Genomic DNA, 14,948 nt, shown 5'->3' with positions numbered 1-14,948 from the left:
GTGATCACTTCTCTGCTCGTCGCCAACCGGGGCGAGATCGCCTGCCGCGTCTTCCGCACCTGCCGTGAGCTGGGAATCCGGACGGTCGCCGTGCACTCGGACGCCGACGAGAACGCCCTCCACGCGCGCGTGGCCGACGCGGCGGTACGGCTGCCGGGGGCGGCGCCCGCCGACACGTACCTGCGCGGCGACCTGATCGTGAAGGCGGCCGTCGCGGCCGGCGCCGACGCCGTGCACCCCGGCTACGGCTTCCTCTCCGAGAACGCCGGCTTCGCCCGTGCCGTCCTCGACGCGGGCCTGGTCTGGATCGGCCCGCCCCCGGAGGCGATCGAGGCGATGGCGTCCAAGACACGCGCCAGGGAACTCATGGGGATGCCGTCACTGCAGGAGGTCACCGAGGCCGACCTGCCCGTGCTGGTGAAGGCGGCGGCCGGCGGCGGAGGACGCGGCATGCGGGTCGTACGGCGGCTGGCGGACCTGGAGGCGTCGCTGGCCGCCGCACGTGCCGAGGCGGCGAGCGCCTTCGGCGACGGTGAGGTCTTCGTCGAGCCCTACGTCGAGGGCGGCCGGCACGTCGAGGTACAGATCCTCGCCGACACGCACGGCACCGTATGGGTGCTCGGCACCCGGGACTGCTCCCTCCAGCGGCGCCACCAGAAGGTGATCGAGGAGGCCCCGGCGCCCGGACTCCCGGAGACCCTGACGGAGGAACTGCACACGCTGGCGGTACGCGCCGCACGCGCCGTGGACTACGTGGGTGCGGGCACGGTCGAGTTCCTGGTCGCCGGGGACAAGCCCCACTTCCTGGAGATGAACACCCGCCTCCAGGTCGAACACCCCGTCACGGAAGCCGTCTTCGGCATCGACCTCGTAGCCCTCCAGATCCGCGTCGCCGAAGGCCACGCCCTGGAAACCGACCCCCCACGCGCGCGTGGCCACGCCGTGGAGGCCCGCCTGTACGCCGAGGACCCGGCGACCGGCTGGACCCCGCAGACCGGCACCCTGCACCGCCTGTCGGTCCCCTCGGCCGTACGCCTGGACACGGGCCACGAGGACGGCGACGAGATCGGCGTCCACTACGACCCGATGCTCGCCAAGGCCGTCGCCCACGCCCCCACCCGCGCGGAGGCCGTCCGCAAACTCGCCGGCGCCCTGGAACGGGCGGCGATCCACGGCCCGCTCACCAACCGGGACCTCCTCGTCCGCTCCCTGCGCCACGAGGAGTTCGTCACCGCCCGCATGGACACGGGCTTCTACGACCGCCACCTTGCGCACCTGACGGACCCCGCCCCCGACCCGTACGCCCCGCTGGCCGCCGCACTCGCCGACACCCACGCCCGCTCCCGCTTCGGAGGCTGGCGCAACCTGCCCTCACAGCCGCAGGTCAAGCGGTACGCGATGGCGGGGAGGGAGCACGAGGTCCGCTACCGGCACACGCGCACCGGCCTGGAGGCGGACGGGGTGCGGGTGGTGCACGCCGACGCGCGTCTGGTCGTCCTCGAAGTGGACGGCGTACAGCGCAAGTACGAGGTGGAGAGCTACGGCGACCAGGTGTACGTGAACGCCACCGCCCTCACCGCCCTGCCCCGCTTCCCCGACCCGGCCGCGCAGCACGCCCCCGGCACCCTCCTGGCCCCCATGCCGGGCACGGTCGTCAAGGTGGCCGAGGGCCTGACCGCAGGAGCCGCCGTACGGGCCGGAGAGCCCCTGCTGTGGCTGGAGGCGATGAAGATGCAACACAAGATCGCAGCACCGCACACCGGCACACTCACGGCTCTGCACGCCGCGCCCGGGACCCAGGTCGAGGTCGGTGCCCTGCTCGCCGTGGTCGAGGTTTCCCAGGAGGATCAGTGAGCACCACGTCGGACACCGAGGAGCACCAAGCCCTCCGCTCGGCCGTAGCCGCCCTCGGCAACCGCCACGGCCGCAACCACAACCCCACCGAACTGTGGACCGAGGCCGCGAAACTCGGCTACCTCGGCGTCAATCTCCCCGAGGAGTACGGCGGCGGAGGCGGCGGCATCTGCGAACTCTCCATCGTCCTCGAAGAACTCGGCGCCGCAGGCTGCCCCCTGCTGATGATGGTCGTCTCACCTGCGATCTGCGGCACCGTGATCGCCCGCTTCGGCACCGACGCCCAGAAAAGCGAGTGGCTGCCGGGGCTGGCGGCCGGCACCCGCATCATGGCCTTCGGCATCACCGAACCCGACGCCGGCTCCAACAGCCACCGCATCACCACCACCGCCCGCCGCGACGGCGCCGACTGGCTCCTCACCGGCCGCAAGGTCTTCATCTCCGGCGTCGACATCGCCGACGCGACCCTCGTGGTCGGCCGCACCGAAGACGCCCGCACCGGCCGCCTCAAGCCCTGCCTCTTCATCGTCCCGCGCGAGGCCCCCGGCTTCACCCGCCGCCGGATCGACATGGAACTCCAAGCCGCGGAGAAGCAGTTCGAGCTGACCCTCGACGACGTACGGCTGCCCGCCGACGCACTCGTCGGCGACGAGGACGCGGGCCTCCTGCAACTCTTCGCCGGCCTCAACCCCGAACGCATCATGACGGCCGCGTTCGCGATCGGCATGGGCCGCCACGCCCTCGCGCAGGCGATCACGTACGCCCGCGACCGCACCGTCTGGAACACCCCCATCGGCGCCCACCAGGCCATCGCCCACCCCCTGGCCCAGGCGCACATCGAGCTCGAACTCGCCCGCCTGATGATGCAGAAGGCGGCCCGCCTGTACGACGCCGGTGACGACGAGGGCGCCGGGGAGGCCGCCAACATGGCCAAGTACGCGGCCGGGGAGGCCTGTGTGAAGGCCGTCGACCAGGCCGTGCACACCCTCGGCGGAAACGGCCTCACCCGCGAGTTCGGCCTCGCGTCGCTGATCACCGCCGCGCGTGTGTCTCGTATCGCCCCGGTGAGCCGGGAGATGATTCTCAACTACGTCTCCCATCAGACCCTGGGTCTGCCCAAGTCGTACTGACCCGGCACCGTGTGGCGCGAGGAGGAACCATGTTCCGCAGCGAGTACGCAGACGTCCCGCCCGTCGAACTCCCCATCCACGACGCGGTACTGGGCCGGGCCGCCGAGTTCGGCGGGGCACCCGCACTGATCGACGGCACCGACGGCACCACCCTCACCTACGAGCAGGTGGACCGGTTCCACCGGCGCGTCGCCGCCGCGCTCGCCGAGGCCGGTGTGCGCAAGGGCGACGTCCTCGCCCTGCACAGCCCCAACACCATCTCCTTCCCCGTGGCCTTCTACGCCGCCACCCGCGCGGGCGCCTCCGTCACCACCGTGCACCCGCTCGCCACGGCGGAGGAGTTCGCGAAGCAGCTCGGCGACTCGGCGGCCCGCTGGATCGTCACCGTCTCCCCGCTGCTCCAGACCGCCCGCCGGGCCGCCGAACTCGCCGGCGGAGTGCGGGAGATCTTCGTGTGCGACAGCGCCCCCGGCCACCGCTCCCTGATCGACATGCTGGCCTCCGCCGCGCCCGAACCCCAGGTCGGCATCGACCCCGTCGAGGACGTCGCGGCCCTGCCGTACTCCTCCGGCACCACCGGCACGCCCAAGGGCGTGATGCTCACCCACCGGCAGATCGCCACCAACCTCGCCCAGCTCCAGCCGGTGATGTCCGCAGGACCCGGCGACCGCATCCTCGCCGTGCTGCCGTTCTTCCACATCTACGGCCTGACCGCCCTGATGAACGCGCCCCTCAGACTGGGCGCCACCGTCGTCGTCCTGCCCCGCTTCGACCTGGAGCAGTTCCTCGCGGCCATCCAGAACCACCGCATCACCGGCCTCTACGTGGCCCCGCCGATCGTCCTGGCCCTCGCCAAGCACCCCCTGGTCGGGCGGTACGACCTGTCGTCCCTGAAGTACATCCTGAGCGCCGCCGCACCCCTGGACGCGAGGCTGGCAGCCGCCTGCTCCGAGCGGCTCGGCCTGCCCCCCGTCGGCCAGGCCTACGGCATGACCGAACTGTCACCCGGCACCCACGTCGTCCCGGTGGACCGTATGCGCGAGGCGCCCCCCGGAACCGTCGGCAAGCTCATCCCCGGCACCGAGATGCGCATCGTCTCCCTCGACGACCCCGGCAAGGACCTCGGCGTCGGCGAGTCCGGCGAGATCCTCATCCGGGGTCCCCAGGTCATGAAGGGCTACCTCGGACGCCCCGACGCCACCAACGCCATGATCGACACCGACGGCTGGCTGCACACCGGAGACGTCGGCCACGTCGACGCCGACGGATGGCTCTTCGTCGTCGACCGCGTCAAGGAACTCATCAAGTACAAGGGCTTCCAGGTGGCCCCCGCCGAACTCGAAGCCCTCCTGCTCACCCACCCCGGCATCGCCGACGCCGCCGTCATCGGCGTCTACAACGACGACGGCAACGAGGTCCCGCACGCGTACGTGGTGCGCCGGCCGACCGCCACCGGCCTCTCCGAGGGCGAGGTCATGATGTACGTCGCCGAACGCGTCGCCCCCTACAAGCGGATCCGGCAGGTCACCTTCATCGACGGGGTACCGAGGGCCGCGTCCGGCAAGATCCTCCGCCGACAGCTCAGGGAGCAGCCGTGACGTCGCTGATCCGCCGCACGCGCGCGCGTGGCGTCGAAACCCTCACCCTCGACTCACCCCACAACCGCAACGCCCTGTCCTCGGCCCTCGTCGCGGAACTGGCCGACGCCCTGACCGACTGCGCCAAACACGGCGACATACGCGCGGTCGTCCTCACCCACACCGGCACCACCTTCTGCGCGGGCGCCGACCTGCGTCAACCCCCGCCGCCCGACGCCCTGGTCGCCCTCCTGCGCCAGATCGTCGAACTGCGCAAACCGGTCCTCGCCCGGGTCACCGGACACGTACGCGCGGGCGGCCTCGGGCTCCTGGCCGCCTGCGACATCGCGGCAGCCTCGGCGGACGCCACCTTCGCCTTCACGGAGGTCCGCATAGGCGTGGCCCCGGCGGTCATCTCCCTGCCCCTGCTCCCGCGCACGGACCCGCGCGCCCTCGCCCGCCACTACCTCACCGGCGAGCGCTTCGACGCGGCCGAGGCGACCCGCACGGGCCTGCTGACGGCGTGGGGCGACGACGTGGACGACGTACTGGCCCCCGTCCTGGACGGCCTGCGCAGGGCCTGTCCCGAGGCCCTGGCCGAGACGAAACAGCTGCTCACGGTTAAGGTGCTGGAGGCCTTCGACCGGGACGCGGACCAGCTGACCGCGCTCTCGGCCCGGCTGTTCTCCTCCGCGCAGGCCCGCGAGGGCATGACGGCCTTCCTGGAACGACGGGATCCCGCATGGGTGCTGTGAACACGGTCGACTCCCGCCCCGACCGCCTCCCCAAACAGGACCGCAGCCGGGCCACCCGGCAGCGCCTCCTGGAAGCGGCCGTGGCCTGCCTCGCCGAACACGGCTGGGCCGGCTCCACCGTCTCCGTCGTCGCCGAACGCGCCGGCGTCTCCCGCGGCGCCGCCCAGCACCACTTCCCGACCCGCGAGGACCTGTTCACCGCGGCGGTCGAGTACGTCGCCGAGGAACGCTCCACAGCCCTGCGCGCCCTCTTCCCCCAAGGCGCGGCGGGCGACCGCAGGGCCGTCGTCGCCGCCCTGGTCGACCTCTACACCGGACCGCTGTTCCGCGCCGCCCTCCACCTGTGGGTGGCCGCCTCGAACGAGGACCAGCTGCGCCCCCGCGTCACCGAACTCGAAGCCCGCGTCGGCCGCGAGACCCACCGCATCGCCGTCGACCTCCTGCGCGCCGACGAGTCCCGCCCCGGCGTCCGCGAAACCGTCCAGGGCCTCCTCGACATGGCCCGCGGCCTCGGCCTCGCCAACCTCCTCACCGACGACCGGGCCCGCCGGGAACGGGTGGTGGAACAGTGGGCGGCGCTGCTGGAGGGGGCGCTGGACGGCCCCGCCGCTACGGACTGAGCCGCTCCACCCGCCAGCTCCCGTCCGCCTGCGCCACGTACCGCAGCCGGTCGTGCAGCCGGTTCTCCCGGCCCTGCCAGAACTCCACCGACCGCGGCACCACCCGGAAACCGCCCCAGTGCGGCGGCACCGGCACCTGCTCGCCCTCCGGGTAGCGGGCGACCAGCTCGGCGTACGCCGCGTCGAGCTCGGCGCGGGAGGCGATCACCGACGACTGTCCACTGGCCCAGGCCCCGAGCTGGGAGCCGTGCGGACGGGTGCGGAAGTAGGCGGCCGTCTCGTCGCGTCCGGTACGCCGTGCGACGCCCGTGATGATCACCTGCCGGGCCATCGGGTGCCACGGGAACAGCAGCGAGACGTGCGGGTTGTCCGCGAGGTCCCGGGACTTGCGGGAGTCGTAGTTGGTGTAGAAGACGAAACCCTGCTCGTCGAAGTGCTTCAGCAGCACCGTACGAGAGCTGGGGCGGCCCTCGGCGTCCGCCGTGGAGACGACCATGGCGTTCGGCTCGAACATGCCTCCCTCCGTCGCGGCCTGCTTGAACCAGCGCGCGAACTGTTCCACGGGAGAGGCGGCCAGCTCGGTCTCCAGGAGCCCCTCCGCCCGGTACTGCTTGCGCATCGAGGCGAGGTCGAAGGGGACGGCGTCTCGGTCGGTCACGCGGTCATCTTGCCGTATTCACGGACACGGTGGGCGACGGTCCGCTCACGGTGTCCTTCGTCACGGAATGGCACTGAGTGCCGTGACCACTCCCCAACCGTGGCACTCGGGGATATCGTGCTGCTGCCGTCCCGGTTGGGTGACCGCCAGCCGCACGGGGCATCACCGGGGTACACCCAGGACCGCGAGCCGGCGACAGCGACCGCGGATCCACCGGGTGAACGCCGGCTTCCAGCGTCCGGCACATGGTCGTACCACCCCACAAACCCCACATCGCCATCTGTCGTCCCACCTCATGAGGAGCCGCCTGATGTCCGACTTCGTACCCGGGCTCGAAGGAGTCATCGCGTTCGAAACGGAGATCGCCGAACCGGACAAGGAGGGCGGCGCGCTCCGCTACCGGGGCGTCGACATCGAGGACCTGGTCGGCCACGTCTCCTTCGGCAACGTCTGGGGACTGCTCGTCGACGGGGCCTTCAACCCGGGCCTGCCGCCCGCCGAGCCGTTCCCGATCCCCGTGCACTCCGGCGACATCCGCGTGGACGTGCAGTCCGCGCTCGCCATGCTCGCCCCCGTGTGGGGCCTGAAACCCCTCCTGGACATCGACGCCGAGCAGGCCCGCGAGGACCTCGCCCGCGCCGCCGTCATGGCCCTGTCGTACGTCGCCCAGTCCGCCCGCGGCCAGGGCCGGCCCATGGTTCCGCAGCGGGAGATCGACAAGGCGCAGTCCGTCGTCGAGCGCTTCATGATCCGCTGGCGGGGCGAGCCCGACCCCAAGCACGTGGCGGCGGTCGACGCCTACTGGACCTCGGCGGCCGAGCACGGCATGAACGCGTCCACCTTCACGGCCCGGGTCATCGCCTCGACCGGCGCGGACGTCGCCGCCGCCCTGTCCGGCGCCGTGGGGGCCATGTCCGGCCCGCTGCACGGCGGCGCCCCCTCCCGCGTCCTCGGCATGATCGAGGAGATCGAACGCACGGGCGACGCCGAGGCGTACGTCAAGCAGGCCCTCGACCGCGGGGAGCGCCTCATGGGCTTCGGCCACCGCGTCTACCGCGCCGAGGACCCGCGCGCCCGCGTCCTGCGCCGCACGGCCCGCGAACTCGGCGCCCCCCGCTTCGAGGTCGCCGAGGCCCTGGAGAAGGCGGCCCTGGAGGAGCTCCACAACCGCCGTCCGGACCGTGTGCTGGCCACCAACGTCGAGTTCTGGGCGGCGATCGTCCTGGACTTCGCCGAGGTCCCGGCCCACATGTTCACGTCGATGTTCACCTGCGCCCGCACGGCCGGCTGGTCGGCCCACATCCTGGAACAGAAGCGCACCGGCCGCCTCGTCCGCCCCTCCGCCCGCTACGTCGGCCCGGGGCCGCGCGACCCGCGGGAGATCGAGGGATACGAGGGCATCGCCCGCTGAGCGGCCACCGCTGAACGCAGACGACCCGCGAGCCTGGTCCTCGAAGGAGGAGCCGGTCGGACGTACCGGCAGCTCGCGGGTCGGGTGACTGCGTTGGTTTGGGCCGGCCGCGTGTATCGCACACACGCTGGTCCGGCACCGCACTGAGTGTGGTGACGGGCCGCTAGCCCGCAGCCACCTCGCGCGTCCGGGTTTCACTCATGTACCGGATCACCTCCTTTCGTGCGTGGACCACACACTAGGAACCGGTCAGCCGCCGATCAACCGGTTTTTTCCGATCGTTGCGAGCAGGTGCTTCACCAGCGGGTTTCTGTCCCCCCTCCGCCGGCCGACGGCCACGGCCGTGGAGGCCGTACGCGGCTCGACGGGCCGGAAGGCCACGCCCTCCAGGCGGATGCGCCGGATGCCCGCCGGGGCCAGGGAGACGCCGAGGCCGGTTTCGACCAGGGCGCAGACCGTCTGCCACTCGACGGCGTGCTGGGTGACGTGCGGGGTGAAGCCGGCGGTGGCGCACAGGGCGGTGATGCGGTCGTACAGGCCGGGGCCTGCCTCGCGGGGCAGGAGGATGAAGGGATCGTTCGCCAGATCGCCGAGCTCGACGAGGGTGTGCCGGGCGGCCAGGGGGTGGGAGGCGGGGAGTACGGCCACGAAGGGCTCCGCCAGGACCGTGCGGAAGGCCAGGTCCGGGTCGTCGTGCGGGGGCTCGCGCAGCAGGCCGGCGTCGATGGTGCCGTCGCGCAGGGCCGTGAGCTGGGGCGCGGTGGTCATTTCGCGGATGTCGAGGTCGACGTCGGGGAAGCGGTCCCGGTAGGCGCGCAGCAGGCCGGGCAGGACGGTCAGGGCGAGGGACGCGGCGAAGCCGATGCGCAGGCGTCCGGTGCGGCCGCTGCCGGCGGCGCGGGCCGCAGCGAGGCCGTCCGCGAGGTCGGTGAGGGCCCGGCGGGCGGCGGGGAGGAGTTCCCGCCCGGCCGGGGTGAGGGTGACGCGTCCCGGGGCCCGGGTGAACAGGGCGTGGCCGACCTTGTCCTCCAGGCGGCGGATCTGCTGGCTCAGCGGTGGCTGGGCGATGCCGAGGCGGGTGGCCGCGTGGCCGAAGTGGAGTTCCTCGGCGAGGACGACGAAGGCGTGCAGTTGGGGAAGGGGGAGTTCGGGGCGGGGTTCCATATCTCCAGTGATATCGCCTGATCCGCTTCTTCGTATTAGACGTATCGCTGCCGCTCACCTAGCGTTCCGCGCATGACGGAGCGACGGGTGATTCTCAGCGGTTCGACCTTCGAGGAGCGGATCGGGTACGCCCGTGCCGTGGTCGACGGCGACTGGGTGCACGTCTCGGGGACGACCGGGTACGACTACGCCACGATGACGATCTCCGACGACGTGGTCGAGCAGGCCGAGCAGTGCCTGCGCAACGTCGGGGCGGCGCTGGCGGAGGCGGGGTGCACGTTCGCCGATGTCGTACGGGTGCGTTACCTGTTGCCGGAGCGGGCGGACTTCGAGCCGTGCTGGCCGGTGCTGCGCCGGTGTTTCGGGGAGGTGCGGCCGGCGGCGACGATGCTGGTGTGCGGGCTGGCGGACCCGCGGATGAGGTTCGAGATCGAGGTGGACGCGCGGCGGGGCAGCGGCGGCTGTTGACGCCGGTTCTCGGGTACGGTTCGCTGCCGCGGTGACTGATCTTCGTATCGAGCCCGTGGCCGGCGAGGCCATGCTTCAGGAGTGGCGGCACGTCCACAACGCGATCGTGCCGCCCGCGGCGATGGACCTGGACGAGGTACGGGAGCGCGGTGGGCGTTACCGCTTGGAGAACGCCTACGACGGTGAGGTCCTCGTCGGCTGCTCGACCGTGCGTCCGCCGGAGGGCGAGGAGGCGGTGGCCACGGTCATCGCGCGCGTGCTGCCCGAGTACCGGCGGCGGGGGTACGGCACCGCGTTGTACGAGAAGGGGCTGGCCCACGCGCGCGTGCTGGGCGCCCGGGTGATCGAGACCGTCGTTTTGGCCGCCAATGAGGACGGGCTCCGGTTCGCCGAGGCGCGCGGGTTCGTCGAGGCCGAGCGGTATGTGCTGGACGGCGAGAGCGACCTGTGGCTGACACTGCGCAACGATTCCCGCAATCTTGCCGGAACGTGATGTGTGCTGCGTCACGTTCGAGTTGAATGATGGGGAGTGAGCGAACCGACGTGCCGTACGTACGGACGCAGCCTGCAGGGGGTCCAGGTGAGTGCTTCCCGGCGTAAGGGGACCACCGACGAGCTGGGGCCGGACGAACCGGAGCAGCCCGAGCGGGACGGTGGCGATCTGCTGGCCGCGTTGCTGGACGGGATGGACGCGGCCCTGTGCGCCTTCGACGCGGACGGGGTCGTCACCCACTGGAACCGTGAGGCCGAGCGGATACTCGGCTGGACCGCAGCCGAGGCGGTGGGGCGCCGGGGGTTCGCCGGCTGGGCGGTGCGCAGCGCCGACGCCGAGGAGGTGGAGGGGCGGCTGATGTCCGCCATGCGTTCCCCGGGGCGCCAGGTGCACGAGTTCGCGTTGCTCACGAAGGACGGCGGCCGGGTCCTCGTCCGCACCCAGTCGGCCGCCGTACGCGGGCCCGACGGGAAGCCGGTCGGCGTGTACTGCGCCTTCAGCGAGGTGCACACGCAGATCGATCTTGAGCGGTCGATCGCGCTGAGCGAGGCCTTGTTCGACGACGCCAGCTGGGGGGTCGTGCTCGTCGACGCCGATCTGCGCCCCGCCGTGGTCAACGCGCACGCGGCCCGGGCGCTGGGGACCGGGCGTACGTCCCTGCTGGGGCGGCCGCTCGGGGAGTTGCTCTCCCAGGGCGTCGAGGAGCTGGAGAGCGCGCTGACGCACGTCCTGGCGGAGGGTGCGCCGCCCGCGCCCGCCGAGATCTGGGTGAGCGTGCGCACACCGGAGGGCGAGCGGCGGCGGTGCTGGCGCAGTGGCTTCCTGAGGCTGGCGTCGCCCCTCGCGGAGGAGCCGGTGCCGCTGGGCGTCGGCTGGCTGTTCCAGGACGTGACCGAGGCCAAGCAGGGCGAGCAGGAGGCGTCCCTGCTGCGGTTCAGGACGCAGCAGCTGCACCGGGCGGCGCGGGCCGCGGCCGAGTGCGAGGACCCGGCCGAGGCGGCGACCGCCCACCTGGACTTCGCGCTCGCCGGGTTCGCCGACCACGCGCTGATCGACCGCATGGCGGGCGGTGCGCTGACCGACGCCGAGCTGATGGAGACGGCGGGGCCGGTGCGGCTGGTCCGGGTCGCCGCCACGCCCTCGGGGGCGCCGGGGCCGAGCCTGCTGACCGGGGCGGCCGGGCTGCCCGTGCGCTACGACGAGGGGCATCCGGCCTTGCAGTGCGCGGAGCGCGCCGGGTCGGTGCGGGCGAGTGCCGGTGCCGTGCCGGCCGAGCGGGCGCGCGAGTGGGCGCTGGCGCGGCAGTGGCCGCCGGACGCGGTGCACGCGCTGTGCGCGGTGCTGCGCAGCCGGGCACGGACGCTCGGTGTGGTGACGTTTCTGCGGGGGGCCGGACGGAGCGCGTTCGAGCGGACGGACGCGATGTACGCGGAGGACGTGGCGGTGCGGATCGCCACGGCGCTGGACCTGGCGGAGGCATTGCGGCGGGAGTAGGGAGGCGGCGGGGACGGACGGTTTCACTCCCCGCCTGATCGCTGCCCGCCTGATTGCTCCACCGCCTGATCGCTCTACTGCCGGTAGAAGATCCGCTCCCGGTACTGCTCCATGATCCGGCCGTTCCAGTCATGGCCGCCGTCGACGTTGCCGGAGCGCAGGAGGGGCGGCTCGATGCCGCGGTCGGCGAGGGTGGCGGCCGTGGTTGCCATCACGGCCTGGAGGAGCGCCGAGGTGACGACTGTGGAGGCGGGTGCGAAGGGGGCCGGGATGGTGTCGAGGGTGAGTTCCGCGTCGCCGACCGCGATCTTCGAGTCCAGGACGACGTCGCAGTGGTCCTTCAGGTACGTGCCCGAGGCGTGCCGTGACGTCGTCTCCGAGGCGTAGGCCACCGAGGTCACGCCGATGACCTTCACGCCCAGGGCGCGGGCGCTCATGGCCATCTCCACGGGGAGGGCGTTGCGGCCGGAGAGGGAGATGATCACCAGGGCGTCGCCCGCGCGGAGGGGGGAGCTGTCGAGGGCGGCGCTCGCGAGACCGTCCACCCGCTCCAGGGCGGAGCCCAGGGTGGCGGGCATGACGTCGACGCCGACGACGCCGGGGACGGCCAGCAGGTTCATCAGGGCGAGCCCGCCGGCGCGGTAGACGACGTCCTGGGCGGCGAGGGAGGAGTGCCCGGCGCCGAAGGCGAAGAGGCGGCCGCCGTCGGCGACGGTGTCGGCGAGGAGCGTGCCGGCGGCCTCGATGGAACCGGCTTCCTCGTCGCGGACGCGGTGCAGCAGGGCGATCGCCGCGTCGAGGAACTGGTCGGCCGGTCTGCGGTCGCTCATGCGGGGCCCTTCGGGTGGGATGGGGCTGTGTCGCGGATCACGGTGCGGTCTGGACCAGTGCGGTGTCAACAGGCCCGGCGCGGCGTGGCGGGCCACGTCGGCGTGAGCATGGCGGGCCGTAGGCTCCGCACGACCTCCGTACGACCTCCGCACGCCGCCGCGTGACCCCGTGGGCTCAGCGGCACGGCACGGTTGTCGGTGGTATGCGTCAGAATTGGATCCAGGGCCAGCGCACGCGCCGGGGAGCCGTCGAGCCTCCGGCAGATCTCATCGAGGGGCACGTATGTCCGGACTGATCGACACCACGGAGATGTATCTCCGCACCATCCTCGAGCTGGAGGAGGAAGGTGTGGTCCCCATGCGCGCCCGGATCGCCGAGCGGCTCGACCAGAGCGGGCCGACGGTCAGCCAGACGGTGGCGCGGATGGAGCGCGACGGCCTGGTGTCCGTCGCCGCCGACCGGCACCTGGAGCTCACCGACGAGGGCCGCCGCCTCGCCACGCGCGTGATGCGCAAGCACCGGCTCGCGGAGTGCCTGCTCGTCGACGTGATCGGGCTGGAGTGGGAGCAGGTGCACGCCGAGGCGTGCCGCTGGGAGCACGTGATGAGCGAGGCCGTCGAGCGCCGCGTGCTGGAGCTGCTCCGCCACCCCACCGAGTCGCCGTACGGCAACCCCATCCCCGGTCTGGAGGAGCTCGGCGAGAAGGACGGCGCCGACCCGTTCCTGGACGAGGGCATGGTGTCGCTGGCCGATCTCGACCCGGGCACCGACGGCAAGACCGTCGTCGTACGCCGTATCGGCGAGCCGATCCAGACGGACGCGCAGCTGATGTATACGCTGCGCCGGGCGGGTGTACAGCCCGGCTCGGTGGTGAGCGTGACGGAGTCGGCGGGCGGCGTGCTGGTCGGCAGCGGTGGCGAGGCGGCCGAGCTGGAGGCGGACATCGCCTCGCATGTGTTCGTCGCCAAGCCCTGAGCGCGGTCAAAGGTGAGCATCTGTCAACTTCCGTGAAACACGGGTGAGTTGCGGCATCGCTTCGATCTCGTCGAATCCAAGATTCAGTGCGCCGAATGGCAGCGCTCGGCCGCTGCGCGTGCGAGGCTGTCGCGTGAGGCATATGACCTGAGGGCTCTTGGCCGTGGCCCGACAGTGATGTCGTCCGACCGAGGAGGGGCGGGGGATGTGCCGCCGAGACATTGAAGGCCCCGGCGCCGTGTGGCGCCGGGGCCTGTCCTCCCCTGTGCTGACCCGGAGCCCCGAGCTCTCAGGGTCACTCCCCTCGGACCGGTTTCCCCGAGCGGTCCGCCTCCCGCTGAACATCTCCCCTCGGCGGCGGCCCTCAATCCACGAGCAGTGTCACTCGAATGAGGGGTGTTGTTCACCGGGACAGCACTTTCGAATAGGCATTCGATAGTCTGCGGGTGACAGGTCGGTCCGGCCTTGCGCTACAGGGGGTATGCGCCCGGCGACCCACAGCACGCGCGCCCGAGCGGGCGGGCGTGGCAGAACGGCAGAACAGCGGTACGACGACAGGCACGACCGGTACGGCGGACAGAACACGGTTCACAGGACCGACCGGCTCCCGCGGCAGCGGGCGGCGGTCCGAGCGGAGCTTGGGGGGTGCCAGGACCTATGGCGCGGCGCATCGACGTGACCGGGGCGGGTGGCGTACGCCTCGCGGCCTGGGAGTTCGGCGACCCACCCAAGACAGGGCAGGGGGAGAGCCTGCCCGGTGTGCTGTTACTGCACGGTCTGATGGGCCGCGCCTCGCACTGGGCGTCCACCGCCCGCTGGCTCTCCGAGCGGCACCGGGCCGCCGCCCTCGACCAGCGGGGCCACGGCCAGAGCGACAAACCCCCGCGGGCGGCCTTCACCAGGGAGGCGTACGTCGACGACGCCGAGGCCGCCCTCGAACAGCTCGGCCTCGCCCCGGCCGTCCTCATCGGCCACGCCATGGGCGCGCTGACCGCCTGGCAGCTCGCCGCCAAACGCCCCGACCTGGTCCGCGGGCTGATCATCTGTGACATGCGGGCCTCCGCACTCGGCGCCGCCTCGCAGCGCGAGTGGGGTGAGTGGTTCAAGGCCTGGCCCGTCCCCTTCGCCACACTGGCCGACGTACGCAAGTGGTTCGGCGAGGACGACCCGTGGGTGGAACGGCCGAATCCGGCCCGGGGCGAGTTCTACGCCGAGGTGATGGCCGAGTCCCCGGACGGCTGGCGGCCCGTCTTCGAACCGGAGCAGATGCTCAGGTCCCGCGAGACCTGGGTGTACGACGCGCACTGGGAGGAGCTCGCCCAGGTGCAGTGCCCCGCCCTGGTGGTCCGCGGCCTCGACGGCGAGCTCGGCCGCGCCGAGGCTCAGGAGATGGTCCGTGTCCTGCCCCGCGGCCAGTACGCGGAGGTGGCCGACGCCGGCCACCTCGTGCACTACGACCAGCCGGAGGCATGGCGGGCGGCGATCGAACCCTTCCTGGACTCCCTCAGGGACACCTGA

The 14,948-nt window shown here is 72.2% G+C and carries 14 protein-coding genes; 11 read left to right on the top strand and 3 right to left on the bottom strand.

The features are described 5' to 3' along the window. From NW895_RS03515 to NW895_RS03495, 5 genes are read left to right on the top strand one after another with little or no spacing between them, the layout of a single operon-like run. A complete protein-coding gene (locus NW895_RS03515) occupies window positions 1-1,854 on the top strand; it encodes a biotin carboxylase N-terminal domain-containing protein (RefSeq protein WP_289933599.1) in 1,854 nt (617 codons plus the stop codon). Next, window positions 1,851-2,984: an acyl-CoA dehydrogenase family protein gene (locus tag NW895_RS03510; protein ID WP_289933597.1), complete on the top strand. Its 1,134-nt coding sequence runs from the start codon at window positions 1,851-1,853 to the stop codon at window positions 2,982-2,984. The genes NW895_RS03515 and NW895_RS03510 overlap by 4 nt, the downstream gene beginning before the upstream one ends. 29 nt (window positions 2,985-3,013) lie before the next feature. Beyond that, window positions 3,014-4,582 carry a 4-coumarate--CoA ligase family protein gene (locus NW895_RS03505; RefSeq protein WP_289933594.1) on the top strand — a complete coding sequence of 523 codons (1,569 nt, stop codon included), beginning with the start codon at window positions 3,014-3,016 and terminating at the stop codon, window positions 4,580-4,582. Then, the gene (locus tag NW895_RS03500) at window positions 4,579-5,316 is read left to right on the top strand and encodes an enoyl-CoA hydratase family protein (RefSeq protein ID WP_289933593.1); all 738 of its coding nucleotides are present in this window, start codon (window positions 4,579-4,581) and stop codon (window positions 5,314-5,316) included. The genes NW895_RS03505 and NW895_RS03500 overlap by 4 nt, the downstream gene beginning before the upstream one ends. Further along, window positions 5,304-5,936, top strand: coding sequence for a TetR/AcrR family transcriptional regulator (locus tag NW895_RS03495; protein ID WP_289933591.1), 633 nt, complete (start codon window positions 5,304-5,306; stop codon window positions 5,934-5,936). The genes NW895_RS03500 and NW895_RS03495 overlap by 13 nt, the downstream gene beginning before the upstream one ends. On the opposite strand, the gene pdxH is transcribed toward NW895_RS03495, so the two are convergent. Then, window positions 5,926-6,594 carry a pyridoxamine 5'-phosphate oxidase gene (gene pdxH, locus NW895_RS03490; RefSeq protein WP_289933589.1) on the bottom strand — a complete coding sequence of 223 codons (669 nt, stop codon included), beginning with the start codon at window positions 6,592-6,594 and terminating at the stop codon, window positions 5,926-5,928. The two genes, NW895_RS03495 and pdxH, sit on opposite strands and share 11 nt — an antisense overlap. A 310-nt stretch (window positions 6,595-6,904) precedes the next feature. Between pdxH and NW895_RS03485 the strand changes: the two genes are divergently transcribed. Continuing rightward, complete coding sequence (locus tag NW895_RS03485) at window positions 6,905-8,005, top strand: citrate synthase 2 (protein WP_289933588.1); 1,101 nt, start codon at window positions 6,905-6,907, stop codon at window positions 8,003-8,005. A 249-nt stretch (window positions 8,006-8,254) separates the two neighbouring features. Here the strand turns inward: NW895_RS03485 and NW895_RS03480 are convergent, their stop codons facing one another. Then, window positions 8,255-9,169, bottom strand: a complete 915-nt coding sequence (locus tag NW895_RS03480; RefSeq protein ID WP_289933587.1) for a LysR family transcriptional regulator — start codon at window positions 9,167-9,169, stop codon at window positions 8,255-8,257. Window positions 9,170-9,241: 72 nt separating this feature from the next. On the opposite strand from NW895_RS03480, the gene NW895_RS03475 reads away from it, so the two are divergent. The 3 genes from NW895_RS03475 to NW895_RS03465 all read left to right on the top strand — a co-directional run bounded on the left by NW895_RS03475 (window position 9,242) and on the right by NW895_RS03465 (window position 11,624). Continuing rightward, window positions 9,242-9,637 (top strand): RidA family protein, encoded by a 396-nt coding sequence (locus NW895_RS03475; RefSeq protein WP_289933586.1) that lies wholly within the window; start codon window positions 9,242-9,244, stop codon window positions 9,635-9,637. Between the two features lie 31 nt (window positions 9,638-9,668). Continuing rightward, a complete protein-coding gene (locus tag NW895_RS03470) occupies window positions 9,669-10,130 on the top strand; it encodes a GNAT family N-acetyltransferase (RefSeq protein ID WP_289933585.1) in 462 nt (153 codons plus the stop codon). A gap of 87 nt (window positions 10,131-10,217) precedes the next feature. Then, the gene (locus NW895_RS03465; protein WP_289933584.1) at window positions 10,218-11,624 is read left to right on the top strand and encodes a PAS domain-containing protein; all 1,407 of its coding nucleotides are present in this window, start codon (window positions 10,218-10,220) and stop codon (window positions 11,622-11,624) included. 74 nt (window positions 11,625-11,698) lie between these two features. On the opposite strand, the gene NW895_RS03460 is transcribed toward NW895_RS03465, so the two are convergent. Next, a complete protein-coding gene (locus NW895_RS03460) occupies window positions 11,699-12,454 on the bottom strand; it encodes an SIS domain-containing protein (protein WP_289933583.1) in 756 nt (251 codons plus the stop codon). A gap of 283 nt (window positions 12,455-12,737) precedes the next feature. Between NW895_RS03460 and NW895_RS03455 the strand changes: the two genes are divergently transcribed. Both NW895_RS03455 and NW895_RS03450 read left to right on the top strand, forming a co-directional pair. After that, the gene (locus NW895_RS03455) at window positions 12,738-13,430 is read left to right on the top strand and encodes a metal-dependent transcriptional regulator (RefSeq protein ID WP_289933582.1); all 693 of its coding nucleotides are present in this window, start codon (window positions 12,738-12,740) and stop codon (window positions 13,428-13,430) included. A gap of 657 nt (window positions 13,431-14,087) precedes the next feature. Beyond that, entirely contained in the window at window positions 14,088-14,948 is an 861-nt protein-coding gene (locus NW895_RS03450) for an alpha/beta hydrolase (protein WP_289933581.1), read from the top strand.

The sequence above is a fragment of the Streptomyces sp. S.PNR 29 genome (assembly GCF_030386795.1).
Lineage (GTDB): Bacteria > Actinomycetota > Actinomycetes > Streptomycetales > Streptomycetaceae > Streptomyces.
This window is presented reverse-complemented; position numbering and strand designations above follow the sequence as displayed.